Origin of the sequence: Prevotella sp. oral taxon 299 str. F0039 (genome assembly GCF_000163055.2) — a bacterium.
Lineage (GTDB): Bacteria > Bacteroidota > Bacteroidia > Bacteroidales > Bacteroidaceae > Prevotella.
In genome coordinates, this window is record NC_022111.1 from 1,199,735 (window position 1) to 1,224,426 (window position 24,692).

The window sequence follows — 24,692 nt, forward strand, 5'->3', positions numbered from 1 at the left end:
AAAAGAGAGTATTAGTACCCAAGAGTATGTTTGACTATTAATCCAAAAAAGAGATGATGAACTTTTACGTTTCATCATCTCTTTTATAATAATCAATGAGATTATTTTACCACAAATCTTCGCTTGGATCATTGTTGGGGTCTTCCTTATTGTAGGGATCACCCCATCGGAGCCCAAAATCGTATTCTACATCGGTTTTTTTTGGAGGACTTCCTGCTAATATAAAATTCTCTTCGTGGGGATAACATGAAGTCAGAGGTGTTATATAATTTCTTTTTTTCATTTTATTCGTATGCTTTTGGTGTGTTATAGAATAAACGGATCATTCCAGAAAATTGTGGTACACCATTGTTATAAAAGTTTTTGTTTGTTCCTGTGTTATCTGTTCTCCACCAGTCAACTTTATTATTAAAGTTAAAGTACAAAGGTAAACGTGGTTTTGAACTTGGGGTTGTTATCATCTTTTCTGTATTAGCCTCTGTATTACTCCAATATATCGCACCAAATGGGAAGTTTGTTGCCGTATTTTTAATATCTTGTGGGTTGTAGTTGGCATTAAGAGCATAACCATATAAAGGCAATACACGTTGCACTTCATCTTGTAAAGGTCTTATTACTTTTCCAAACTCTGATTCATTCCAATCGCTGACATCATCAGTCCCTGTATATTTCCAATATTCATCGGTGTCAATGTCAAAGGGATCTAAAATAAAGTTTGGTCCTAAATATCTTTGTGTCAATACCATTCTTGCATTTTCTGCACCACTTTGCATATTTTCATAATCTATACGTATGGCATATTGGTATTTGTTATTTTGTAACAACGAATATTGTCCTAAATTAGCTTCAGTTCCATAAGCATTGTTTGTGTAGCTTTCGCCTTCTGTTACACCATTCTTTTGATAAGGATATGCAGTAGCCTTTTCTGCATACCAGTTGTATAAGAAGTTATTGTCTTCTAACTTACCCATTGTATGAGATGTAGGCATTTTTCTTTGTGTAACAATATGAGTGTATGTTTTATTATCACTGTTATTGTTTGCTACATATTGTGCGAACCTCACTTTTTGTTTTCCCATCTCTGCAGGTGTTACGCTTACTAATGGTTCGTTGGCTTGCATGTTGGCATAACGTGGGAAAATGGTTTGCCATTCCATTCGTGTTGGTATATGATAACCTTCAGGAATCTGTACATTAGCCATATCGTCTAACGAGAAGTTTTTAGCATCAGCATAACTATTGCTAAACGTTCCGTTAGCAGTGAGGTTTTCTTTTGCCATATAGTTCAAAGGACCTGGTTCGTAATATAGTGTTCCTCTGCATTTATATATAGCACCACTTTTTAATTGCTTCTTAGTTCCATAAACGGGAATAGATGCAAAGATAGAAACATTCTTGGGAACCTTTGTATCCCAATCTCTTGATGTAGTACCATGTAATAAGAATTGTGTTTTGTATCGGTTAATAGTAGGTAACTCTGCTTTGTCTCTTTCGCCTCGGTTACTTTCTTTAGATATAAACCAAAATAAATCTTCGTGTCCTTCAAATAAACCATTATAGAAAGATTTTTCATCGTATGCTTTTAACTCGTTGTCAAAAGGGCCCCTATCGTTTATATTATAATGTGTATAAGATAACTGACTTTCTGTTTCTCGTTTATTTGTTCCTGTCCACATAAGGTCTATTATCTTTTGGTATCCCTCGTCATTATTTTCGTTGGGTGTAGAGAAAGACTCTGCAATATAAGTAGTAGGTAATTCTGTTACTTTATTGATGTCAAAATATCCTCGTGTGTCTCCTGAACTTATCAGAGTGATATGGTGATAGTATACATTTGCATTAATTCTATTAGCCACATTAAGTCTTGCTACTGTTCCTAACATTCGCATGGCAATTGGAGTTTTGCTGTAAAATATAAGCTGATTATTTCGAGTGCGAATCACATCTACTTTTCTCCATAAAGAAGCAAAAGGAATTGTTAAAGGTTGAGGCCAAGTTACTTCTGAGCGATGAACACGTATCATACCATATGGAGCATTAACAGACATTTTGTTTACATCCATAGTTGTAGAATAAAAACATAGTGCATACCATTCTCCTTTTGTTATATCTTCAGTAGGTGAAGTTAAAAAAGTGAATTCTTGATTTATTGTTTCGCCATACTTACTATACTTTAAGTCTTCATGAGAATTTGAAGATGAACCCTTTTCTATTTCAGGAAGGTTTTTGCCATCATAATGATAGCTATTAGTAACCTCACCAGTGTTTAACTCTTCGTTTTTAAACAATCGCTTATAGAGTTTTTTTGTTTTAGCATTATAGAAACAGATGAGCAAATCACCTTTTAATGGATTTTTGCTAAAATACATATTATCATAGATATAGTTCCCGTTTGTATCAAAATAATATGGTGTGTTATCACCATCAACAGCTCTTGTTCCCTCTTTCTTTGTTGTGTCTCTCGCAAACACAAGCTGCACTTTTGCTTTTACTTCTATTTGTGGCTCTTTGGTACCACTGTCTGCTGTTAATTGTTCTGCCGTACAACTGCATAATAGCAGGAATATAGCAAAGGTAAATAAGATTTTCTTTGTCATTTTTCTTCGAAATATAAATAATAGTTTTTACTTATGTGTCTATTGTTATCTTGTAACGAAATAGGATGGTTTATTACCATAATAATATGTATATACGAAGTGCAAAGTTATAATAAATAATTCCCCCCCCCCCCTTTTTTTAATGTATTTTAAGCTTTTAATTTGCGTTTTTTAATTAAATTTATCTTAATAAGACGAAAAGATAAGGAAATATGAGTTTGCACACTTTTAGTATACTACCCTATAATTTTGTTCTAAGTGCACAAAAACCTCTTGTTAAATACCTCTTCGTTGCACTTAAATAGCTCGTTACATAGCCCTTAAACAACTTGTTATATTGCCTTCAAACATAGGGACAGCGCAACGCTCAATTAAAAGCTATGACCTTGCATCGAAAAAGAATTGCTATTGTATGGTAAAAGAATTGCTATTGTATGGTAAAAGAATTGCTATTGTATGGTAAAAGAATTGCTATTGCGCCCTAAAAGCATCCACTTTGCACGGCAAAAGGCATGCTCTTGAAAACGCAGAAAGCGTGTTGTTACAAACGAAAAAGGCAGCACCCTCAAAAAGAGAGCACTGCCCATTTACTGATATTGTAAATTAACAATTATTCTTCAACTAAAGAGAAATCGTCTTTACCCACACCACATAGAGGACAAACCCAATCATCTGGGATATCTTCAAATGCTGTTCCAGGTTCAATTCCACTATCAGGATCTCCTACTGCGGGGTCATATATCCATCCGCAAACATCGCATACGTACTTTGCCATAATAATTTTTGTTTTTATTGTTTATATTTATTTATTTAATAAAAGGGTGTTTCCACCTGTTTTAATTATTGTTTGTTCGCTTTTAATTGTTTGTTTCTTTGCCCTGTTGAGCATTGATAATTGCCATCACTTTTTGTGTTATTTGCTGTGGTTTGATGTTTTGCATACACGCAAAATCGCCCCTATAACATGGCTTATTGCCGTAGATAGAACACGGACGACATGCCATTGAATGGTCTACTACATACTCTTGCTTTTGATTCCAGCCCATAAAGCCTGCAAAAGGATGCGTTGCTCCCCACACACTCACCACTGGTGTGGCTACAAGTGAGGCTAAATGCATGTTCGAACTGTCCATACTTATCATTGCATCAAGCTCGTTCATCAATATAAGTTCTTGCTGAAAGCCTTTCAAATGCTCTGGAACGCTAATGCAATGGCGGTGCTGTTGCACCATGGTGGCAATCTGTTTTGTTTCTTGTTCGCCTCCTCCAAAGAGGTATATTTGTAGATTTTCGATATTATTTTCTAACTCGTTGATCACCTCTTGCATCTTTTCAAGGGGATAAATTTTGCCTTGATGTGCTGCGAAAGGTGCTATACCGATGTTTATTTGTGCTTTGTTCACTGCCTCGACAATGCTGTTTGGCAAAGTGTTGAGCTGTGATGTGGTGCCTTCGAAGAGTGACTTAAAAGTCAATTGAACGGGATATCCCAACTCTTTTAACACGTCGGCATAGTTCTGAAACGATGTTGGTTGCTGCTCGAAGCGTTTGTTGTGCTTGGCAGTGAGTGCCTTTTTGCCCTCTCGATGCTTATTGATATGGGCGGTAGGAATGTGATCGAACCAGAATTTTAGACGCAAATACTTTGTTCGAAGCACGTCGTGAAAGTCGGCAACTGCTGTAAATCGCTTTCCAGAAAGGCGTCTGAAAAGGTTGTTTAACCCCAATATTCCACGATAATCTTTATTGATGTCGGCTCCCATAAAACTGACATTGGGAGCGAGATGCTCAAAAAATACTCGTGCAAAGGGTCTACTTAGCACCGTTATTCGCAAATGAGGATATTGCAAAGCCAATGAGGCTACAACGGGAACCATCATTGCTACATCGCCAATTGCAGAGAATCTAACTATTAATAGATGCTCACTGCGCATGCTTTACTTCTTGTTTTGATATAGAATGGGGTTGGTTGAAGGGTCGTTATACATCTTCATTTGACGATAAACCTTCATATATATCTTGCCTGCTTCAATATCTTCTAAAAGCTGATCGATAGCTGTTCCGAGGTCTTTTTGTTGCTCTAACAACACATTGAGCTTTTCTTTGCATTTTGATAGGTGCTCTGCTGAAGCGTCTGAACGTTGTGTTTGCTCGTTCATGTGGTATATCTTCAATGCAAGAATAGACAATCTGTCGATCGCCCACGCTGGACTTTCGGTGTTTAAGCGTGCATTGGGCATTACATTTACGTCCGAATACTTTTGTCTAAAGTATGAATCAATCTGCTCAACCAAGTCTGTTCGGTCTTGATTACTGCGGTCGATGCGTCGCTTTAGTTGCAATGCTTCGAGTGGATCGATGTGCGGATCACGGATAATATCTTCAAAATGCCACTGAACAGTATCAATCCAACACTTTAAATACAATCGGTTTTCAATTGTATCGTGCTGATATGGATTGTTAATAGGTGTGTCAACATTATCTTTTAAGTGATAATCTTGAATGGCTTTATTAAATATTTCGTTACAATGATTAGTGAATGATATTTCCATAAAGTATCTATAATGTTTCAACACGTTTTTGTTTTCATCATAAGAATAGCCTCGTTATGATGACTTTCTATCGAACACAAAGATAATGCAATTAAAAACAACTGCAAAATAAATAGTTGCTTTTTTGTTATTTGTGCTCTTCTATGTTGTTTTTATTGATTTGTTTAGATTGAATTGTTTGCTCAATGAAGTAGCGAGGGCGTCTTTTCACCTCGTCATAGATCTTTCCTACATACACTCCTGTTATGCCTACGCCTGTTGTGGTGATGCCTCCTATGAACCAAAGCGACACCAATAGCGACGTCCAACCTTGTATGGTGTAACCCATTAGATAGTCTATTAGTCCAAAGATGATCATCAATATCGACACGAGGGTCATGCCTAAGCCTATTAATGTGATGAAACGTAGAGGGGCAGTAGAGAACGATGTGATGCCTTGCACAGAGAAACTGATCATCTTGCGCAATGGATATTTGCTCTCGCCAGCCGTTCTTTCAGTTCTATTATAATAGACTCTTGCCTCTTTAAAGCCCAGTTGACGAACAATTCCACGTAAAAACAAATTGCGTTCGCTATATTGCAATAGGGCGGTGAGTGCCCTTTTGCTCATCATTCTAAAGTCGGCATGGTTGTAAATGGTTTCTTTATCCACCCATTGCATCACCCTATAAAAAGCCAATGCGCTAGTTCTTTTAAAAAAGCTGTCGGTTTTTCGCTCCTTACGAACGCCATATATCATGTCGCAATGATTGTATTTCAATTGCTTAGCCATTTCTATTATGGCATAAGGGTCGTCTTGTAGGTCGGCATCTATCGACACCATAGCATCGCAATGCTCCACAACTTGCTCCATACCTGCCCACAATGCGTTTTGATGCCCTACGTTGTGAGCCAGTTTTAGAGCCTCAACATTGGGATATTGTTGGGTTAGTTGGTTGCAAATATTCCAGGTTTCGTCCTTGCTTCCGTCGTCTACAAGCATGAAACGGGTGGTTATTTGCAATTCATTTTGAAGTGTTTCGATAACGGGTTGTAGTTTGTCTACTGCCCATTGAAGCACCTCTTGCTCGTTGTAACAAGGAATAACGATGTATAGAATCATTGTGTTTGGCGTGAATTGAGGGGAATGATTGAATGTATTGAGATGAAAGATGCGTGCGGATTACTTATCTAATTTCCACACAGCACCATCTTTTGTGTCTTTAACTTCAAAGCCAGCGTCTGCCAACATATCACGAATTTTGTCGCTTGTAGCCCAGTCTTTGTCGGCTTTAGCTTTCGATCTAAGGTCTAACACCATATCTACTACCTTGCCATAAGCCTCTTCTCGAGCTTGATTGTTATCAGAATTTTCGGCACGAAGTCCCATCAAATCGAAGGCAAAGAGATGCATTGTTTCTTTCAATTCTGCGAGATCTTCGGAAGAGATAGTGCCTTTATGGTCGACAATGGTGTTGATGATGTGACATGCTTCGAATAGAATACTAATCACAACAGGTGTTTGTAGGTCGTCGTTCATTGCATTATAGCATCTTGAGCGACATTCTTTTACAAACGTTGCAGTGGCTTTATCCGACTCGTTTGCAGGTTGAATGCGGTCTAAGTCTTTTATTCCCGACAACAAACGGTTGAGTCCTTTCTCGGCAGCTTGCAAGGCTTCGTTCGAGAAGTCTACTGTTCCTCGATAGTGTGCGCTAAGGATAAAGAAGCGAATGGTCATGGGGCTGTAAGCCTGTGTCAATGCTTCGTGGGTGCCTTTGAAGAACTCTTCGAGTGTAATAAAGTTGCCTAAGCTCTTTCCCATCTTCTTTCCGTTGATGGTTATCATGTTGTTGTGCATCCAATAGCGCACCATGTCGTGTCCTTGTGATGCCACTGCTTGAGCTATTTCGCACTCATGATGTGGGAACATAAGGTCCATTCCGCCTCCGTGAATATCGAAGTTGCTACCTAAATACTTGCGTCCCATGGCTGTACATTCGCAATGCCAGCCTGGAAAACCTTCGCTCCACGAACTTGGCCACTTCATAATATGCTCTGGAGTGGCTTTCTTCCACAAGGCAAAGTCGGTTTGGTTGCGTTTGTCTTCCACGCCTCCTAACTCACGAGAAGCGTTGATCACGTCGTCGAGATTGCGTCCCGAGAGCTTGCCATAGCGGTATTTTTGATTGTATTTTGCGGTATCAAAATAGATAGAGCCATTGCTTTCATAAGCAAAGCCGTTGTCCATTATTTCTTTCACCAACTGCTCTTGTTCTATAATATGACCCGTTGCCTGTGGCTCTATGCTTGGAGGAAGCACATTTAGTGCATTCATTGCATCGTGATAACGATTGGTGTAGTGCTGTGCAATCTCCATTGGTTCGAGCTGTTCAAGGCGTGCTTTCTTCTCAATCTTGTCGTCTCCCTCGTCGGCATCGTGCTCAAGATGACCCACATCGGTGATGTTTCGCACATAACGCACCTTGTAACCCAAGTGCTTTAGATAGCGAAACAAGATGTCGAAAGTGATTGATGGGCGTGCATGTCCTAAGTGTGGATCACCATAAACGGTTGGTCCACAAACATACATACCCACGTTTGGAGCATTAAGAGGCTCGAAAGTCTCTTTCTTTCTACTAAGAGTATTATAAATAACAAGCTGTTGTTTCTCCATAATCTATATTTTTATTTGTTACAAAGGTAGTAATTTTCACACATAATATTACTAAAAACGCCTAATAAAACAACGTTATGAAGCCAAAAAGACCCTGTTATTTAGTTATTTAGTGTTGTTTTCTTTACTTTGAATAAGAAAAATATTGTCGTAAAAAAGAAAAGACTTATCTTTGCAAACACTAATTAATAGCATATTAAATGGAAAAGTTAATTATCAATTCTTACGAAGAGTTTGCTGCTCATTTGGGTGAACAGCTTGGTGTTTCTGATTGGTTAGAGGTAGATCAAGAGCGTATAAACCTATTCGCAGACGCCACTTTAGACCATCAATGGATTCATGTTGATGTGGAAAAAGCAAAGGCTGAAAGCCAATATAAAAACACTATTGCACACGGATATCTAACTCTTTCGCTCCTTCCTCACTTGTGGGAACAAATCATCGAGGTAAATAATATCAAGATGCTTGTGAACTATGGAATGGATAAAATGCGTTTTGGACAACCCGTTGTTACTGGAAGTAGGGTGCGATTGGTTACCAAACTGCATTCTATTAGCAATCTTCGTGGTATCTGCAAAACTGAGATTGAATTTAAAATTGAAATAGAAGGACAAAGAAAACCTGCCTTAGAGGGCATTGCTACCTTCTTATATTACTTTGAATAGCACTTTAAAACCATTCGTTTTGCATAAGAAATAAATCTACAAACACTGATGCCAAACGAAGTACAGCCTACTTTTAAGCGATTAAAGTAGGCTATAATTATAATAAAGAAATAACAACAATATGACAAAAGAAAAGAAAGTTGCTATTTATCTCTATAATCTTTCTAACCAATACGAAGGACTTGGAGAGTTTAATCACAATCTTGCCATTCGCATGAGTGCGCAAGCTGCCGAGCTAAAAGCAAAACACAACATTAAACTTTGTTTCCTTGTGCCTGCAGGAATGACTGGAGCTTATGGAGAAGATGTAGAATATCTAGTTCTAAAAAAATGGCGTTATCGTCTTCTTAACGAGTCTTTACCAAGATGCATCAAGCACCTTTTCTTCCCTAAAGTAGACCTTGTGCATTGGACTCAGCAACTTCCTCGTCTCCACACAACACTCTCTCCACATACATTTGTAACCATTCACGACGTTAACTATTTTCATAATAATCTTCCTGAAGATAAGGTTAAAAAACGTTCGAAAAAGATAAACAGAACGCTTCGCCATGCAACTCACCTCTCGTTTATATCTCAATTTGCACAAGACGACGTGGTGAGCCGTTTCAATGTGCCTCATCCTAAGCGCATTATATATAATGGTGTGACCGATCAAATGCAGGTTCCACAAGAGAAAATAGACGGACTTCCCAATCAATATCTCCTTTCTGTGTCGGGATTAGACGACAAGAAGAATGTGCATCTCTTAATTGAAATGATGCGATTCTTGCCCAATGAGTTTTTAGTTATTGCAGGAAGAGGAAACAGCGAGTATACCAAAATGCTTTATTCTCTTGTTGAACGCTACCAACTCACCAACGTTCGCTTTGTGGGTTGCGTGTCGGCAGGCGAGAAAGCCTATCTATATCGCAATTGTAAAGCGTTTTTCTTCGTATCAAAGAGCGAGGGATTTGGTTTACCTGTGGCAGAAGCGATGACGGCAAGCAAACCTGTTTTCTGCTCAAAACTCACCTCATTGCCCGAAATTGGAGGCGATGCAGCTTATTATTTCGATGAGTTAGAGCCTGAAAAGATGGCGCAAACAACACAAAAGCTGTTGGCTGAATATGAAAAAGACCCTGAAACACGTCAGAAAATGTGTTTGGCTCAAGCACAAAAGTTCAATTGGGATAAGGCTGTCGACGAATATCTCAATTATTATATCGACATTCTGCAAGAGAAATAGTTTTGCTTCCATTTCTTTTACTATCGAATTAGCTCACAAAAGCAACGCTAATACATACAAAAAGCAACGCCCTTGCACTGCAATAGCGTTGCTTTTCTTTTGCACTCTCACAACCCTTATAAACAAAGGGGTGAGGCGTTAGGCGTGAAAAATTCTTTTGGTTGCTTTGGAAAATCATTTTATTTGCCTGCAACACTGACTTTTTTTGTTCTGTAAATCAATCTTAATTGCCCCCGAGAAGGGTCTAACTCGCCCTGAAATAAAACTTCACCCTCCATCGTATGGAGTCGTCGTCCATCGTATAGAGTCGCCCTACATCGTATGGAACGTTTTATTGTTATTCCTTATCGTCGCTTAATGTAAAGTCGAGTTGCTTTCTTTCGAGGTTAGCACGTGCCACCTTAATTCTAAGCGCATCGCCCAAACGATAGATGTGGTGCTTTCTTCGTCCCACAAGACAATAGTTCTTTTCGTCGAAGTCGTAGTAGTCATCGTCTAAATCACGCATAGGTATCATACCCTCGCAGTGGTTTTCGTCTATCTCACAATAGATTCCGTACGACGTTATACCGCTAATATGAGCGTCGAAGCATTCGCCTAAGTGCTCATTCATAAACTCAACCATCTTGTATTTAATAGAGTCTCGCTCGGCATTTTGTGCCACAAGCTCCATTTCAGAGCAATGTTCGCACAACTCTTCATAATGATCTTTGTTGCCACTACGACCTCCTTGGGCATAATGGGTGAGCAAACGATGCACCATTGTGTCGGGATATCGACGGATAGGACTTGTGAAATGGGTGTAATACTCAAACGCTAAACCAAAGTGTCCGATGTTATGTACCGAATATTTTGCCTTCATCATAGCTCTTAGGGCAATGGTTTGAATGAGCTTTTGATTAGCACTCTCGCTCGACTTGTCCATCAATTGGTTTAATGAACGAGCCACTTCGCCCTTCGTTCCGTCAGTCTTTAGCTTGTAACCAAACTTCGTTACAAACTCTCTTAGGGTCTCTAACTTCAACGGATCGGGGTTATCGTGGATACGATAGGGTAGGGTTTTCGCCTTCTTTCCTTTCTTTACACGACCAATATCCTCTGCCACTGTGCGGTTAGCAAGGAGCATAAACTCTTCGATGAGCTTGTTAGCGTCTTTCGACATCTTGAAATAAGCACGTGTTGGGCGTCCTTTTTCGTCGATATCAAAGTGCAGTTCTTCTCTATCAAACTTCACTGCGCCATTGTTAAAGCGTGCTTTTCGAAGCTGTTTTGCCAAGGTGTCGAGCATAATCAATAAGTAAGCGTTCTCGCCTTTGTATTCTTTTGGATCTCGTTTAGGTGCTGGTTCGCCCGTTCCATCAACCACTCCGTTGTCTTCGAGAATGGCTTGCACCTCTTCATAGGCGTATCTTCGATTACTTTTAATCACGGTATGCACCACACGATGGTTCTTTATGTTCGCCAACTCGTCCATTTCAAAGATTACGCTATATGCCAATTTCTCTTCATCAGGACGCAAAGAGCATATAAAGTTGCACAAGCGTTCGGGCAACATCGGTATGGTTCGGTCTACTAAATAAATGGAAGTAGCTCGCTTTTGCGCCTCCTTGTCGATAATAGAGCCTTCTTTTACATAGTGAGACACATCTGCAATGTGCACACCCACTTGCCAATTGCCGTTGGGAAGTTGCACGATAGAGAGCGCATCGTCGAAGTCTTTAGCGTCTTTAGGGTCGATGGTGCAAGTGAACACCTCACGGAAATCCTCACGCTTACTAATCTCTTCGGGTGTAATCTCAGCTGAAATGCGTTCTGCCGCCTGCTCAACTGCCTTGGGATACTTATAAGGTAAGCCGTATTGAGCAAGTATTGTGTTCATTTCTACATCATTATCGCCACTCACTCCCAATACATCAATCACCTCACCGATGATGTTTTTCGATTCTTTTCCAGGGAACTGAATGATCTTTACCACCGCTTTATCGCCATCTTTACCGCCTTTTAGTTTGCGTTTAGGAATGACAATGTCGTGCGCAAAGATGTTGCTTTCGGTAGAAAGGAAAGCTAAGTCGTGCTCAACTCTTAGTGTTCCCACAAACGTATCCTTATCATGTGAAAGAATTTCAACCACCACTGCTTCTCTCATGTGGTGCTCTCTGCGAGCTAACAGGGTAGCCTTTACCCTGTCGCCGTTGAGTGCAAACATCGAATTTCGTTCGGCAACGAAGATCGAAAGATCGCTGTTATCGGGAATAAAGACATTTTTCCCGTTGTTTTTTCGAACGAAACGTCCCTCTTGAACCTGTGTGTCTACATTCAATCGATAGGCGTTATCGGCTACAGGAGTTAAGAAATCTTCCCACGCCAACTCTTCCATTAAATCAATGGCGAGCATTTTTAAGGGGTGAGTATCGAGCTTTAAGTTCTTGAATATTTCTTTAAACGAGTAGCTTTTGTTGGGATGTGAGCGGAAGAACTCTTCGAGTTTTTCTACCATTTTATTGGCAGACATTCTCTTTCCGCCTTTCTTTTTTTTCGACATAACTAATGTTTAAGAGGTTGATAATATAATCTTTTTACGAGATGTGCCTTGTTGTTGCGCTTTGCTGTTAGGCTTTTTCGATGGCTTCAACTAAGCGTTGAGCATGCAAAAGTGCCTTCTCTTCAAGTTGTTTGGCTTGTTCTTTGTCGCTACGTAGAGCGTAAGAAACACCTGTTGTGTAAACAAATGGCTCGAGAGTCATGCCCACAAAGCTTGCAGTTGATTGAGATGCAGGGAGCAATAGGTCGTTGAGGGTGTAGCCAAGTGAGCTTTCTCGTGAATAAACTTCACCAGGAGCACCAACTGTGAACGAAACAATGAGCTTTTTCCCTTTTAGCTTATCGCCATTGCTTCCGTGTGAAAAGCCGTGCAAGAACACTTCTTCTTCCCAGCGTTGCAGGATAGATGGCTTAGCAAACCAATACAAAGGAAACTGAAAAACGATGATATCTGCCTTTACAATTTTTGCTTGTTCGGCTGCAACATCAATCTTAAAGTCGGGATAAAGCTCGCATAATGAGTCGATTTCTACCTCTGGAAGGGTTTGTTTCACTTGCTTTAAGATGAGCGAATTCACCACAGAATCGTGTTGAATGTTAGAGTGTCCTGAAACAATTAATACTTTTTTCATTTGCATATCCTTTCGTTTTATTGTTCTTCTTCTTCTTAATAAAGCCTTGTGTCGTTGTGCTTTTCTACAAAGTTACAATATTTTTCTTGGTTTAAACCATGCTTTTTGATGTTTTTCTTGTCTCTTTCACTCTTTTTTCTTTGTTTTTTGTTCTATAAAAAGGAGCTTTATGACATCAAAAAAAGACAACCCCAAAGGTGGAGTCGTCTTGCTTTTTGAATGAACTTAGGATAATGAAACAGAGCCCAAATAGCCCTGTTTGTTGGTGTTTTATTTGCTTGTTATTTCAAAATAACTATTGTTTGAATCGCTTTTCTGCTTTTTATAGCTGAAAGGTAGGGTGAGTTGCAATAGTTTAAGGGTGTTCTCGATGTCTTGTCGGGGTGCTATCTCGCCCGAATAGGTGTTGTTTCTGTGGCGCAAAGCCTTCACTTTGATGTCGATGCCATATATCTTTTCGAGGGTAGCCATGATGCTGTTGAGGGTTGATTTTTTGAAAGATAGTATTTCGTGGTGCCACAAAACGTCGTTTCCTGTGGGTATTTCGCTTACCGAAATCAATCCGTCTTTATCGTTGGCAACAGCTCTCTGTCCTGGAAGCAGACGCACGCTGTTATTCGAAAGCATGTTTTTCACCTCTACAGAGCCTTTTATTAAGCTCACAATATATTGATGAGTTGAAGGATTGTTAGAGGCATAAAACACAGTGCCAAGTACTTTAATGTCTTGCGCTTGGTTGTGAACAACAAATGGATGATGGGGATTTTTAACCACATGGAAATAGCCTTCGCCTTTTAGCTGCACTTCTCTTGTGTTGTTTGAAAAGGTTTTAGGATAGGTTAACTCGCTATTTTTGTTGAGCCAAACACTTGTTCCATCGGGTAGAATAACGTTCTTTACATTGTTGTCATTGGTGCAAACGCTTACTAGCTCGGCAGTGTTTGCACTATTATTGTTGAGCATTTTCCAACCAAGGGCTGTTCCTATGAGGGTTAAAAACAATATTACTGAAGCCACAAAGTTTCTTCTTTTCCACGAAGAACGTGTTAATTTCAATTCAACAGGAGCGGTGTTCATTCGTTCTTTCAATCGTTCAAAAGCTGCATCGGTATCCTTTTGAGATACTGTTGTTGCCTTTGCCATCATATAAACATGGTAAAGTTCTGCATGACGTTTGAAGTCTTGCGGGTTTTCTTTTGCCCATTTACTCAGCTCAGAGTAATCTTTTTCAGAGCATTTACTAGTTATATAATGAATAAATTGAAACTTCATAAAAATAAAGATTAACTATAATGTGTTTTATTATTTAACAAGCAAAGCTATGAAAATACTGAAAGAAAATAACGATTTTAGTACTTTTTGTGATGATATTGTATTATTTTATTGATCTTAGGCTACATAAAAGTGTGAGGATGGGAATAAAAAGAGGAGTAAAAGATAGAATTTAGGTTATGAAATAAGTATCATAAAGAAATGAGTATCATTGAATGCAATGATATTTTTTGTTCGTGTTTGAAACACGATAAGTATTTGTTTTTATGGTGAGAGTATTCTTTTAGAAGTAGAATCTTTTGCTAAAGTAGCATTTATTAGTAAACGCTTTATGAGCTTTATCTTATTTCTTAAGAGTTTATTGGTTATGCTGAGATCTACATCTAAAGCCAGAAAACAGATAAACATTATGACTCTTATTTCTATTTTAGCACGAACTTAAAACCTTAAAGTTATGTGCTATACACTTTGCTACACACTTCTTTCTTGCGACGCCTTTGACATTGTTCTATCTTTGCATTGCAATCAAAAACAAAAGGGTTGCTATTGGTGAGTAAAGTCACTGCAATTGATGGGTAAAATGTCGACTATTACACTTCATTCTCAATGCTTTTTCGCCAGCTTTTTAATTCAGTAATAACAATCAAAAAAACAAGAAAGGAAAAAATTATGTCAGTAGTTTATCGTTTAACACAAGACAATCGTAAAGAAAGTAAAACAAAAGGAAAGTGGTATGCACGAGCATTGCATACAGGGGTGATCGACATCGAAGGTCTTGCCAACATCATGCAAGCCAATTGTACGCTTAAAAAGAGTGATATCCTTGCGGTAATTGCCGAGTTGGTAGACGTGATGCGAGCTCAGTTGCAGAACTCTCAAAAGGTAGTATTAGATGGTTTAGGAAGCTTTAAGGTTGGACTTAAAACCAAGCCTGCTGACACTTCAACCGATTTTACTCCTCAAAAGAACATTGTTGGCGCACGAGTGCTCTTCCGTCCAACCAGCTACACCACAGCCAATCGCAAGCGTGCAAGTTTCTTACTTCAAGGTATGTCGGTGAAAGAGGCTACCAAATACGACGTGAAAAAGCCTAAAAAGGCTCGTGGTGGAGCAACAAGCGAGACTGCACATGCCTAAGATGTAGTGGCTTGATAACTTTTATTTACTTTAAAACCTTTGTTTATGAATAGTTTAATAATTGTAGTGAGAACGCTCTTGCACGATTTCTGGACGCTGGTGCGTCGCTTCGTTGGCTTCACAATGATTTATGTTTTCGGCATTGTCTATTCGCTCATCCTCTTTTTTACGGTCAACGGAAAAGCAGATGCGGTATAGTTGGGGCGAAAGAGGGTATAGCCAACGCTTTTTTCAGTCGCAGAATGGATTTGAACAAATACGTTGATGCTGTCTGAAAGTGTGTGAGAAAGTGTGCAACATAATACATGAAAAACGCAAAAGGTATGTAGACTTGTTCTAAATGTTGCGTAAGAATAACGCAACGGAAATGCAGAACTCAACCAAAGTATGCATCAGAAAAACACAAAACCTCTCTTTAAAATGGGCATCGAGATAACTCTCGGTGCCTTTTTTGTTGCCTTATGGAAGAGAATGGGAAGGATGGGGAGAGGGAAGTAATAAAAAAAGCGAAAGAAGCCTGTGCTAATAGTCAATACAAGGTGGAGGATCATTTCGAGGATATCCTCGATATGATCGAGATTGGAAAAGGTGGAAAACGACCAGTAGAATCAGTAAAACTATCTCGATATGCCTTTCTTAGAAGCTGTGAGGTTGTTTTCTAATCAAAGACCTACTTTTGGAGTAGGGGTACATGCACAGAATAATCCCATAACCTACGAGAAAATTAAAAATAGTGGGACTGTCTTTATTCCATTAACGGCTTACAGATCTCCAGGTAATGCAACATTAATTCAGTGGGGTAATCATGGTAATTATTTCACTTCCACATTCAGATCTTCTGGAATATCACACGTTAGATTCTTATTTAACGATTATGTTAATCCAGATTACTCTGCACCTGGACAAGGATGTATGAGTAGATTGGTGCAGAACATTCGCAAATAGACAATACATTAAGTAACCATCGTCTAGTAAATTTCAGGCTGGTTAAATAATATTCGTAATGAAGGCTCCTCAATGCTGTGCGCTTTGAGGAGTCTTTTTCCTTTTTATTTTCATATGCTACCAGCTTACTAAGTTTATATTCACTCAACTTTTTGCTCTTATCTATTTTCTCCTTCTGTGCTTCTCTTTAGTGCATGCGCATAAAAAGTCCTCCACTTTGTTGTTGAAAATCTTTCGATTTTATTTGTAAATACCCTCCTTCTTTCCCTTTCCATACCCCCAAAAATGCTTAAAAAGATACTATCTTACTTGCTTTTCCACTCTTTTTGCCCCTTAATCTGCTAATTATTTGTGCTAAAAGTAGTGGTTTTGTGCTCTTTTATTGTGATAATTTAATAAAATAGAATGCAAAAAAATGTAATGTTTGGGATAAGAAAAAAGAGAGTGAAAAACAAAAAAAACTACGATTCCTTTGATCTTCAATTTTAATATAGTTGATGCTAGATAATGATAATGAGTTAGATGTGTTGCAAATAAATGTAAAAGTATAAAATAAAAAATTAAAATAAATTCTATATAATAATGTAATGGTTGTTTTTTTAATAATTTTGCACTTCTAATGTTAGAAAAAAGTAGAAGAAATATCGAATCATCGTTGTTCTAACGATGTGTAAAATTTATAGTGAAAAAGCCGAAACGTACAGAAATGAGAGTTTTTTCTTTTTCAATATCTCATTTTGTGATAGAGTTATAGGGTAATATTCCATAATAAAAAAAGAAATGGTAAAAAACAATAAACACAAGAAACAACAATATCTTGCGCCAACTATTGCGGTGTTTGATATTGTAGAGAATAATTATCTTCTTGCAGCAAGTCCCAATGCACGCCCAGGTGGCGATGGAAAACCTGCAGGAAATATTACTATTGAGCAGCCAAGATACGACGATGGAGGGGATAGTGATAACCTTGAGGGGTAAGTTTTTAGGATGAGAAGATAAAAGATAAAAAGTAAAAGTAAGCATGAAAAAGATAAATTTCTATAGTTTTTTGTTTGTATTGTTTATCAGCGGTATAGCGTTATCTGCTGTTTCGTGTACAGAAAATAATTTAGACAGCGATTATAATGGAGCAAATCAAGAACTTGCCGTGAAGTTTCATGTGGGCGATCGCAAGATGAACCCACGAGAAACAATGCTACTACCACTCGTGGTGTAACAGCTTCGGGAGTGAAACTTTCAGATCTTAAAGGACAATTGCTTGAGGCTCAAGATGATAAAAACCTCGATGTGTGCTTCATTGAAACCACTATTGAGGGTGTAAATCCTGTCCAAAAGCCAGTGGCAACACGTGCAAACATTATCAATATGACTACTTTTGGCGACTTTTCGTCAATAGGTATGCGTGGAACAGCTGCGAATAATATGAAGAATGAATGGTTCCATGCAATTAAGACTCGTAGCAATGGTGAGCTTTATAGCTATTATCCATGGTCGTGGGATCAACAATATGCTCGTTTTTATGCTGTTTATCCAGATGTGAGCAAATATAATGCTATGACAATTGTTAAAGCAACAGCAACCGCAAGTCCTACTATCGATTTTCAGGTGAAGACCAATGTTATGGAGCAAGTAGATCTTATGACAGCTTGTTCGGGTGATGTTCGTTACCTAACACGTGGAAAAGCTCCTCAAACCAGCCTCAAATTCCGTCACGCACTCACCGCAATTCGCTTTGCAGTGGGTCAAAATCTCTCATTCAATAAAACCATTAACAAGATTACTCTTAAGAATGTATTACTAAGAAGCAAGTATATTCTTTCTAATAAATACGATGGAACAGGCGCAACATGGAATCACACAGGTTATAACACTCGTGGAGATGTAGAACTTGCAGGCTTGAATTATAAAACAAATGAAAACCCCAATAGTATTGTAAGAAACCAAAAAACTTATCCAACAGAGAATGATATTCTTAAATTGAACGATGGTTACACCTTCTATATGATTCCTCAAGACCTCACAGGCAAGGTAACTGCAGAGGTAACATTTAGCGATAACACCAAAATAACAATACCTTTAACAGGCTCTTGGAAAGAAGGTACAACTCGAATATATAAATTAAGTCAAAAGAATTCAACATGGACATATACGCTTTTGACAACAAGTCCTCAAATAGCCAAGTATAATGAAACTACAACCGAGAAGTATTCCATCACAAGTTATCGTGAGGCTCCAGACGGAACCAAGAAAGCTGTGGCATGGAAGGTGGTTGGTTATGATGCAAATGGCGACGGAAACTTTGCAATGACAGAGAAACCAGCTTGGTTGGGCAACTTAAAAACAGAAGGAAATGGTGGCGAAAGCGCAGAAGAAACAACAGCTTCGCTTGTTCCTGCACCTCCTGTCGACCTTGTTGTTCAGCGTAATAATGAGTTGAGAAATGCAAGAGCTTTAGGATCTGATGCAGCTCCTTATAACCTATCTAATAGCACTGGTGCTGCAAATGTAGAGAATACGGCTAATAGTTACGTTATTTCTGCACCAGGTGTTTATATAATTCCATTGGTTTATGGTAATGCAATTAAAAACGGTGTAATCAATACAAGCGCATATAAAGGTAATGTTTCTACCCTTAATGTGCTTATTAATAGACAACCCAAAAATGTTATTCTTCAGAATCTGGTAGACCATAATGGTGCAAGTATTACTGATCCATGGATAGAAAGAACCAACAATCGTGCAAACAATGGTGTGAATGCAGCTCAAATTGTGTGGACGGATGAGCCAAATATAGTGCGCCCGAACGCTGTTTCTATTTATCGTGATGCAAGTGGAAATGCTTTTGTGAAGTTCAAAGTAGAGCAAGCCGACATCAAGAGCGGTAATACTGTTGTTGCAGTGAAGAAAGATAACACCATAGTTTGGTCTTGGCACTTGTGGTTTGCACCTAAAGACGCTCTCAAAAAGATTGCAGTTACCAACAAAGAAGGTAAGATATTCAATTTTACAAAAGAAACATTAGGTTGGAAACCAATTTCTTGGGCTGGTACATCTTATTCTACTACACGAGAAGTGAAGATAAAGATTGAACAAGTTGTAGGTCACACGGGTCAAAAACAAATATCGTATGTAACCGTTAAGCAACTTCCCGGCACCTCAACATGTGAGGGTATCACCACATTATATCAATGGGGACGTAAAGATGCATTCCCAGGATTAAGCGGAAACGTTCCTGGAGTGAATAGAGCTGCAGGAGATAAGATTTTTCTACAACCTGTTATTCAGAATCCAGGCAATTTCTATGTAACGCAATTAAATTCGGATAAAAAGATTGATGGTGGTTCTTCCCTATCCCAACTTTATAACTTCTATAACTTATGGTCGATAAATAATACTTCAACTGGTGATCATAATGTGGGTAATGATGGTCCTGTTATAAAGACAATTTACGATCCTTCGCCAGTAGGTTTCACCGTTCCTGCAGGTAATGCCTTTACAGGTTTCACCGAAAATGGTATGAATCAAGGTAAAATGAATGTAGATGGAACCAATGTTCAGTCGGTTTTCACGGCAAAAATGGGACACGAGTTCTGGACAAATAGCAATAAAGAAGAAACTATTTTCTTCCCTGCAGCAGGCTATATGGATAATGGAAATGGTAGCTTAGCATGGTATAAGAAATATGGAGACTTCTGGACTGCCTTACCAGCCGATTTTAATAATGGTTGTGTAATGGGTATTCAATACGATGGTGTTTATCCACGATTCTTTAATGTGCGTACCTATGGATTCTCAGTTCGCCCAGCAGCAGAATAATTAAAAGTAGATATACTACCCTAACAGCCCCGAGCTGAATATGCAAAAGTCCTGTCTTATGTTCGCCATAAAACAGGACTTTTTCTTTCTCCTCATTCTTCCTCCCTTTTCATAGCACTGCTTTTGGGTGACAATGTCATTGCTATTGGGTGCTAATAGTGTTGAGAATGAGCTGTAATAGCATTCATTTTGGCGAGCCATTTGCAGAGCCGTGCAGAAGGCTTGTTGCACTCGTGTTTTCCATTCGTTCCCCTTTCTGTTTTGAAGTACTTCTATTCTTTCTGCCTCTTCTGCTCTCTTTTTGCTCAATATGCCCTCAAAAAAAATCATTCGTTCTCCTTTCTTTTTTCTTGTCTTTGTAGTTTTGCCTACCTTGCCCACGTTTTGTTCTGTGGTTGCTTTTTCTTTAGATTCTTTGTCCTTTCCCTTCGTTTTTCAATCAACCCGCAAGAGGTGAATATTTATAGTTTGTTAACTAGGAAAAATGAAAAACGAAAAAATACTTCTCGATTCTCTTTTATCTTTGCAGTCGAACAATTCAATAAAAAAACACAACAATCATTTATTTTGAAACACACAATGTTATGAAAAGACCAACTGATTTTTTAAGCGTTTCAGACATCAAAAGAAACGCAAGAAAGCTACCACCAGGCGATGTGCGCTATTGCATTGCCGAAGAATTGCTGAGGCTTTTGTGGCTGAAACCCTCGTGCAAATGTCGCTGGAAAGGCACTACTACCGACTTGGTGTCGCTGGTTTATTTTATTTATTCAGAGGGCTTGCTCATCGACGACAAGGGTTTTCCGCTCTCGTTTCGCATTCTTACAGCTCTGTTCTTTGGCTTGTTGCAAGTGAGGATACCTGCCAATCCATCGGCAATAGTGATTAGAGCACGGCAAAGAAAGGGTGTGAGGCAATATAACATCTTTGAACGATATGAGCTGTTGATGAGCAAAAATGCTGAGATACGCCCGCTCTCTAACGAAATTGTCGTTGAATATGTCGACCAATCAACCATCAACTAAAAAACACACAAAATGAATAGAACAATCAATACCATTGAAAAAGATTTCTTCTTAACACCTCATTTCTCATTAAAGGAAATGACCTCATCGGCAACTGCCACTCAACTGCACATCACCAACTGCCCCAATGCCACGCAAATTGCCCGACTAAAAGCTTTGTGCGAGCATGTTTTAGAACCGCTCCGAAATCGTTTTGGGGCAATAAGGATAACGAGTGGATTTAGAAGTGAGCGACTTAACAGTGCGCTTTGCGCCAACTCTTTGTCGCAACACACCTTTGGCGAGGCGGCAGACATCTATGTTCCGAACCGAGAAAGGGGCTTAGAAATGTTTCATTTTATATGCCAACACTGCACGTTCGACCAGTTGCTGTTGGAGAGAAAGCGCAAAACTCCGTCGTTTTGGCTACACGTTAGCTATAAAAGCGACCGACGCTATAATCGCAATATGGCGGTGGATCTAACGGATCACTATCGAGATTTTAAATAACTTATGGCTTTTGTGGGTTGAAAGGCTCTGCCAAAAACACATCATTATCTTTGCTAAAATGCTCACTTCTTTCTTCTTCTATTTGAAAAAAGAATTGTGAGTGCATAAAAAAAGAAACGAGAGGGAATTGCTTCTCTCTCGTTTGTCGTTGTATGTCTGCTTATTTCTCTTTGTTTTGGTTGCGTTGTTGCGTCCAATGATGTAGCTTTCTGCATGCGAACACGGTTACAACAAAGCCTATGATTTGTGCCAAATTCGCTACATGGTCTATCTCTTTACCTTGTAAATAGTCCATGACACTGAGCAAGGCGAAGAGCAAAATGAGAATGAAAAGAACTTGTAAAATCTCTTTTTTCATTCTGTCTATATAGGGTTAAAGGGTTAATCCAATGCTTACATAAGGATAGATTACTGCTGAACGAGTAATAGTGTTGTCGTTTTCTTTTGTTGTTTCTTTGTAGTTGAGAGCCAATCCTGGGTTAAGACCTAAGCGAACCGACACTCCTTTGGCGGGTTGATAACGATAACCCATATCTAAAAAGAGGAAACTGCCTGTTAAGTTCTTCTTAAAAAGCTTTTCTTCTTTTCTAAGGGTGCATTGATAGCTTCCGAAACTTACGCCTAATCCGAGCTCTGCAAAATGCTTATTCTTGCCAATGAGATAGTTGATGCCAACAGGAAGGGTAACACCTCGTGTTTTTAAGGGGTCACATTCCATAAAATCTTGATTGTCGGTGCTGGTAAAAGCCAATCCTGCTCTAAATCCCCAGTGGCTATTTTTACCAAATCGACTATCATAATGCACACCAACGGTGGTGGAAGCACCAAGTAGTTCTACATAAACTTGTTGTTTTGTTTGGGCTTGTAGATTGCAAAATGCAAGTAGTGAGAAGAGGAGTAGTAAGATGTTTCTTTTCTTAGTTAACTGGTTCATTATCTAATTTTATTGATTTACAAGGTTTATCGCAACAAAGATAGCTAAATATTCTTGATTGCACAAGGGCTAATCTACCTCTGCTAACGGGGAAGAGCACTAAAAAGTTAGAGTAATAGGTATGATAAACCGCCCCCCATCGTATGGGTAATAGGTACGACGGACAGCGGTTTTTATTTGTTATGGCTTTTCAATATAAGTCTTTTGCATTTCTTCCAGTTCTTGAGTCGTCATCTTTCTGTATCTTGAAACGCCGTAGTTTTCTGTTAGTTTGCCCGTTCCGTCGTTCTTATAGCCCAAGAATTGAATGATAGAGAGGTGTGTTCCGTCGCATTCCAATATGCGGTTGTTAGGTTCTTTGCTGTTAATTAGCTGAATAGTGTTGGTGGCTTCGTCGTAGATATAGTCCTTTGTGGTCTTAACATCCTGGTTAAGAGCGTCTGAATAAAAGAAGCTTGTAACGCTGCCCTCAGTGAAATAGAAGTCGATAGGACTTATTCCCATTAAGTCTTTGTAGTAACTTTTTTGCGCAATGATGCCCTTTGCGTTTATTTCTTGTGTGAATTCGTGTTTCCAACCCTTACCAACAATCTGTTTTTGAAAGGTCTCTTTGGTGATGGTTGGTATCTTTTGCAGGTCTATCCAACCGCCAAAATAGCAGGTTGTAGGTACGTTTTTGTTGTCGTCACCAGAATTGTCGCAACCCACTAAGGTTGTTGTTGCCAATAGAAAGGCGCAGAATAGAATACTAATATTTTTCATTATCTTTTGTGGTTTGATTGCTTACAAAGATAGGGAAATATCTATAAAGAACAAGCAAAGCACCCCTTTTTGTTGTTATTGCTTTGCTTGTTGCCCCTAATCCCTTGTTTCGAGTAGGGGAGAGGATAAACAAAATGCTGACTATAAAGGTGAATTTATAATCAGCATCATGAATGATTTCTTCTTTTATATAGTTGACTTTTTGTGAAGACTATACCATCTTTCTCTTCTAATGATAGAAATTTGCATAGAAGTATGTATTTGTTCTTTAAAGTTATAAAGGTCTTCTATGCTTGATAGTGATATTCTTTTATAGTTTCCACTATAAGTTTCGTCGGGGAAGAAGACAGACTTAGCATAGGGTTTAAATGATAATCTACATATCCACCAGTATTCTTTAGGGTTATAAACGAGTAGATATCCCTTGAGTTTCTTATAAAACAGCTCCGATAAATTATATTTTTCAGAAAGAATTTTCTTGATAATTGCTAACGCATCTAATTCTTCTTTGGTTAAAGTAACATTGGTTTCTTCTTTTATTTCGGGTGTTTCTTCTTTTTCTACAACCTCAATTTGCTGTTCTTCTGTTTTTATAGCAGTCGTTAATCTGTCTTGTATAATGTCGCTTATAACGCTTGATAATGACTTTTTTACCAATGGAATAAATTCTTTTATGACTGCTGCATTAGTGCGTCCTTTATACACTTGTCGAGCAAAGTATTCGGTAAAAGCAGCGGAAGGCATTGCCATATCTTGTTGTAAGATTGCTTTAATTTCGTTGACGTATTTCAATTCGTTTGCATTGCCGAAGGCTTCTTCCTCGTTAAAGTTTGATTTATGGAACTTTTTCAATTGTTCAAGGAGCGAATCAGATGGATTGAGCATGTTAATCACAAGGAAAGGCGTCTCGTCCATGATGTTTGTTCTGTCAATATCTGTATAGAAACGCCATTCAATTCCGTTGGTAAGTACACCAAAGCGAGATTTACTTGCAACAAAGTATTTTTGCAATTGAGTAGAATGTAAGTCTAAATTTTGTTTCACATCTTTACATTCAATAAGTATAATAGGCTCTCCGTCTTTTAAAATAGCATAGTCTATTTTCTCTCCTTTACTTCTTATTAGGTCACAATCCATTTCAGGGACAACCTCAAGAGGGTTGAAAATATCATATCCGAGTGCCTTAATCATCGGAAGAACAAATGCAGTTTTGGTTGCTTCTTCGGTACCAACAGAATCTTTTTGTGTTCGTATTCTCTCAGAAAGTAGATAGACTGTCTCTTTAAAATCCATGTTTTTAATATTTGTTTAATAATGCAAATATAACAATTGTATTTAAGTTTTGCAATGAATATCATGATATTTGCCCGATTTAAGTAGGCTTGTCAGTTCCCCATTGGGTGAAATTTATTCGCAGTTTATGCTACTTTCGCCCCCACAT

24 protein-coding genes and 1 pseudogene are annotated in these 24,692 nt (G+C 38.6%); 10 read left to right on the forward strand and 15 right to left on the reverse strand.

Features of this window, described 5'->3' with window-relative positions; genetic code table 11:
* Positions 1-284: 284 nt before the first annotated feature.
* The 6 genes from HMPREF0669_RS07685 to cysS all read right to left on the reverse strand — a co-directional run bounded on the left by HMPREF0669_RS07685 (position 285) and on the right by cysS (position 7,805).
* Positions 285-2,597: a hypothetical protein gene (locus HMPREF0669_RS07685; RefSeq protein WP_009228042.1), complete on the reverse strand. Its 2,313-nt coding sequence runs from the start codon at positions 2,595-2,597 to the stop codon at positions 285-287.
* Between the two features lie 610 nt (positions 2,598-3,207).
* A complete protein-coding gene (rd, locus tag HMPREF0669_RS07690) occupies positions 3,208-3,372 on the reverse strand; it encodes a rubredoxin (protein WP_009228041.1) in 165 nt (54 codons plus the stop codon).
* Between the two features lie 82 nt (positions 3,373-3,454).
* Complete coding sequence (locus HMPREF0669_RS07695) at positions 3,455-4,531, reverse strand: glycosyltransferase family 9 protein (RefSeq protein WP_009228040.1); 1,077 nt, start codon at positions 4,529-4,531, stop codon at positions 3,455-3,457.
* A gap of 3 nt (positions 4,532-4,534) precedes the next feature.
* The gene (locus HMPREF0669_RS07700) at positions 4,535-5,143 is read right to left on the reverse strand and encodes a DUF4254 domain-containing protein (protein ID WP_044045747.1); all 609 of its coding nucleotides are present in this window, start codon (positions 5,141-5,143) and stop codon (positions 4,535-4,537) included.
* A 133-nt stretch (positions 5,144-5,276) separates the two neighbouring features.
* On the reverse strand, positions 5,277-6,251 hold the full coding sequence (locus HMPREF0669_RS07705; RefSeq protein WP_009228038.1) for a glycosyltransferase family 2 protein: 975 nt from the start codon (positions 6,249-6,251) through the stop codon (positions 5,277-5,279).
* 60 nt (positions 6,252-6,311) lie between these two features.
* Positions 6,312-7,805 (reverse strand): cysteine--tRNA ligase, encoded by a 1,494-nt coding sequence (gene cysS / locus HMPREF0669_RS07710; protein WP_009228037.1) that lies wholly within the window; start codon positions 7,803-7,805, stop codon positions 6,312-6,314.
* A 200-nt stretch (positions 7,806-8,005) separates the two neighbouring features.
* Here cysS and HMPREF0669_RS07715 point away from each other — a divergent pair, with 200 nt between their 5' ends.
* Positions 8,006-8,470: a MaoC family dehydratase gene (locus HMPREF0669_RS07715; protein ID WP_009228036.1), complete on the forward strand. Its 465-nt coding sequence runs from the start codon at positions 8,006-8,008 to the stop codon at positions 8,468-8,470.
* Between the two features lie 121 nt (positions 8,471-8,591).
* Positions 8,592-9,698, forward strand: a complete 1,107-nt coding sequence (locus tag HMPREF0669_RS07720; protein WP_009228035.1) for a glycosyltransferase family 1 protein — start codon at positions 8,592-8,594, stop codon at positions 9,696-9,698.
* Between the two features lie 28 nt (positions 9,699-9,726).
* Here HMPREF0669_RS07720 and HMPREF0669_RS10460 read toward each other — a convergent pair whose 3' ends face one another.
* From HMPREF0669_RS10460 to HMPREF0669_RS07735, 4 genes are all read right to left on the reverse strand, one after another.
* On the reverse strand, positions 9,727-9,876 hold the full coding sequence (locus tag HMPREF0669_RS10460) for a hypothetical protein (RefSeq protein ID WP_156860571.1): 150 nt from the start codon (positions 9,874-9,876) through the stop codon (positions 9,727-9,729).
* 159 nt (positions 9,877-10,035) lie between these two features.
* A complete protein-coding gene (gene rnr / locus HMPREF0669_RS07725; protein ID WP_020967314.1) occupies positions 10,036-12,240 on the reverse strand; it encodes a ribonuclease R in 2,205 nt (734 codons plus the stop codon).
* A gap of 67 nt (positions 12,241-12,307) precedes the next feature.
* Positions 12,308-12,871, reverse strand: coding sequence for an NAD(P)H-dependent oxidoreductase (locus HMPREF0669_RS07730; RefSeq protein WP_009228033.1), 564 nt, complete (start codon positions 12,869-12,871; stop codon positions 12,308-12,310).
* 270 nt (positions 12,872-13,141) lie between these two features.
* Positions 13,142-14,143 (reverse strand): FecR family protein, encoded by a 1,002-nt coding sequence (locus HMPREF0669_RS07735; protein WP_009228032.1) that lies wholly within the window; start codon positions 14,141-14,143, stop codon positions 13,142-13,144.
* 669 nt (positions 14,144-14,812) lie between these two features.
* On the opposite strand from HMPREF0669_RS07735, the gene HMPREF0669_RS07740 reads away from it, so the two are divergent.
* From HMPREF0669_RS07740 to HMPREF0669_RS07755, 6 genes and pseudogenes are all read left to right on the forward strand, one after another.
* Positions 14,813-15,280 (forward strand): HU family DNA-binding protein, encoded by a 468-nt coding sequence (locus HMPREF0669_RS07740; protein WP_009228031.1) that lies wholly within the window; start codon positions 14,813-14,815, stop codon positions 15,278-15,280.
* A 494-nt stretch (positions 15,281-15,774) separates the two neighbouring features.
* Positions 15,775-15,912 (forward strand): annotated as a pseudogene (locus HMPREF0669_RS10465) (DNA damage-inducible protein D); the annotation flags it as partial.
* The gene (locus HMPREF0669_RS10300) at positions 15,908-16,225 is read left to right on the forward strand and encodes a hypothetical protein (protein WP_009228029.1); all 318 of its coding nucleotides are present in this window, start codon (positions 15,908-15,910) and stop codon (positions 16,223-16,225) included. The pseudogene HMPREF0669_RS10465 and the gene HMPREF0669_RS10300, both read left to right, overlap by 5 nt.
* 780 nt (positions 16,226-17,005) lie before the next feature.
* Positions 17,006-17,203, forward strand: coding sequence for a hypothetical protein (locus HMPREF0669_RS07750; protein ID WP_009228028.1), 198 nt, complete (start codon positions 17,006-17,008; stop codon positions 17,201-17,203).
* Between the two features lie 43 nt (positions 17,204-17,246).
* Positions 17,247-17,441, forward strand: coding sequence for a hypothetical protein (locus HMPREF0669_RS10595; protein WP_009228027.1), 195 nt, complete (start codon positions 17,247-17,249; stop codon positions 17,439-17,441).
* 11 nt (positions 17,442-17,452) lie between these two features.
* Positions 17,453-20,041 (forward strand): hypothetical protein, encoded by a 2,589-nt coding sequence (locus HMPREF0669_RS07755; protein WP_020967317.1) that lies wholly within the window; start codon positions 17,453-17,455, stop codon positions 20,039-20,041.
* A gap of 15 nt (positions 20,042-20,056) precedes the next feature.
* Here HMPREF0669_RS07755 and HMPREF0669_RS07760 read toward each other — a convergent pair whose 3' ends face one another.
* Positions 20,057-20,371 (reverse strand): hypothetical protein, encoded by a 315-nt coding sequence (locus HMPREF0669_RS07760; protein ID WP_156860572.1) that lies wholly within the window; start codon positions 20,369-20,371, stop codon positions 20,057-20,059.
* 254 nt (positions 20,372-20,625) lie between these two features.
* Here HMPREF0669_RS07760 and HMPREF0669_RS07765 point away from each other — a divergent pair, with 254 nt between their 5' ends.
* Both HMPREF0669_RS07765 and HMPREF0669_RS10135 read left to right on the forward strand, forming a co-directional pair.
* The gene (locus HMPREF0669_RS07765) at positions 20,626-21,066 is read left to right on the forward strand and encodes a hypothetical protein (protein WP_009228025.1); all 441 of its coding nucleotides are present in this window, start codon (positions 20,626-20,628) and stop codon (positions 21,064-21,066) included.
* Positions 21,067-21,078: 12 nt separating this feature from the next.
* The gene (locus HMPREF0669_RS10135) at positions 21,079-21,555 is read left to right on the forward strand and encodes a D-Ala-D-Ala carboxypeptidase family metallohydrolase (protein ID WP_009228024.1); all 477 of its coding nucleotides are present in this window, start codon (positions 21,079-21,081) and stop codon (positions 21,553-21,555) included.
* A gap of 160 nt (positions 21,556-21,715) precedes the next feature.
* Here the strand turns inward: HMPREF0669_RS10135 and HMPREF0669_RS10305 are convergent, their stop codons facing one another.
* From HMPREF0669_RS10305 to HMPREF0669_RS07780, 4 genes are all read right to left on the reverse strand, one after another.
* Positions 21,716-21,913, reverse strand: coding sequence for a hypothetical protein (locus HMPREF0669_RS10305; RefSeq protein WP_009228023.1), 198 nt, complete (start codon positions 21,911-21,913; stop codon positions 21,716-21,718).
* A 15-nt stretch (positions 21,914-21,928) separates the two neighbouring features.
* A complete protein-coding gene (locus HMPREF0669_RS07770; protein WP_009228022.1) occupies positions 21,929-22,489 on the reverse strand; it encodes an outer membrane beta-barrel protein in 561 nt (186 codons plus the stop codon).
* Positions 22,490-22,669: 180 nt separating this feature from the next.
* A complete protein-coding gene (locus HMPREF0669_RS07775; protein WP_009228021.1) occupies positions 22,670-23,251 on the reverse strand; it encodes a hypothetical protein in 582 nt (193 codons plus the stop codon).
* 186 nt (positions 23,252-23,437) lie between these two features.
* Complete coding sequence (locus HMPREF0669_RS07780; protein WP_009228019.1) at positions 23,438-24,544, reverse strand: type I restriction endonuclease; 1,107 nt, start codon at positions 24,542-24,544, stop codon at positions 23,438-23,440.
* Between the last annotated feature and the right edge of the window lie 148 nt (positions 24,545-24,692).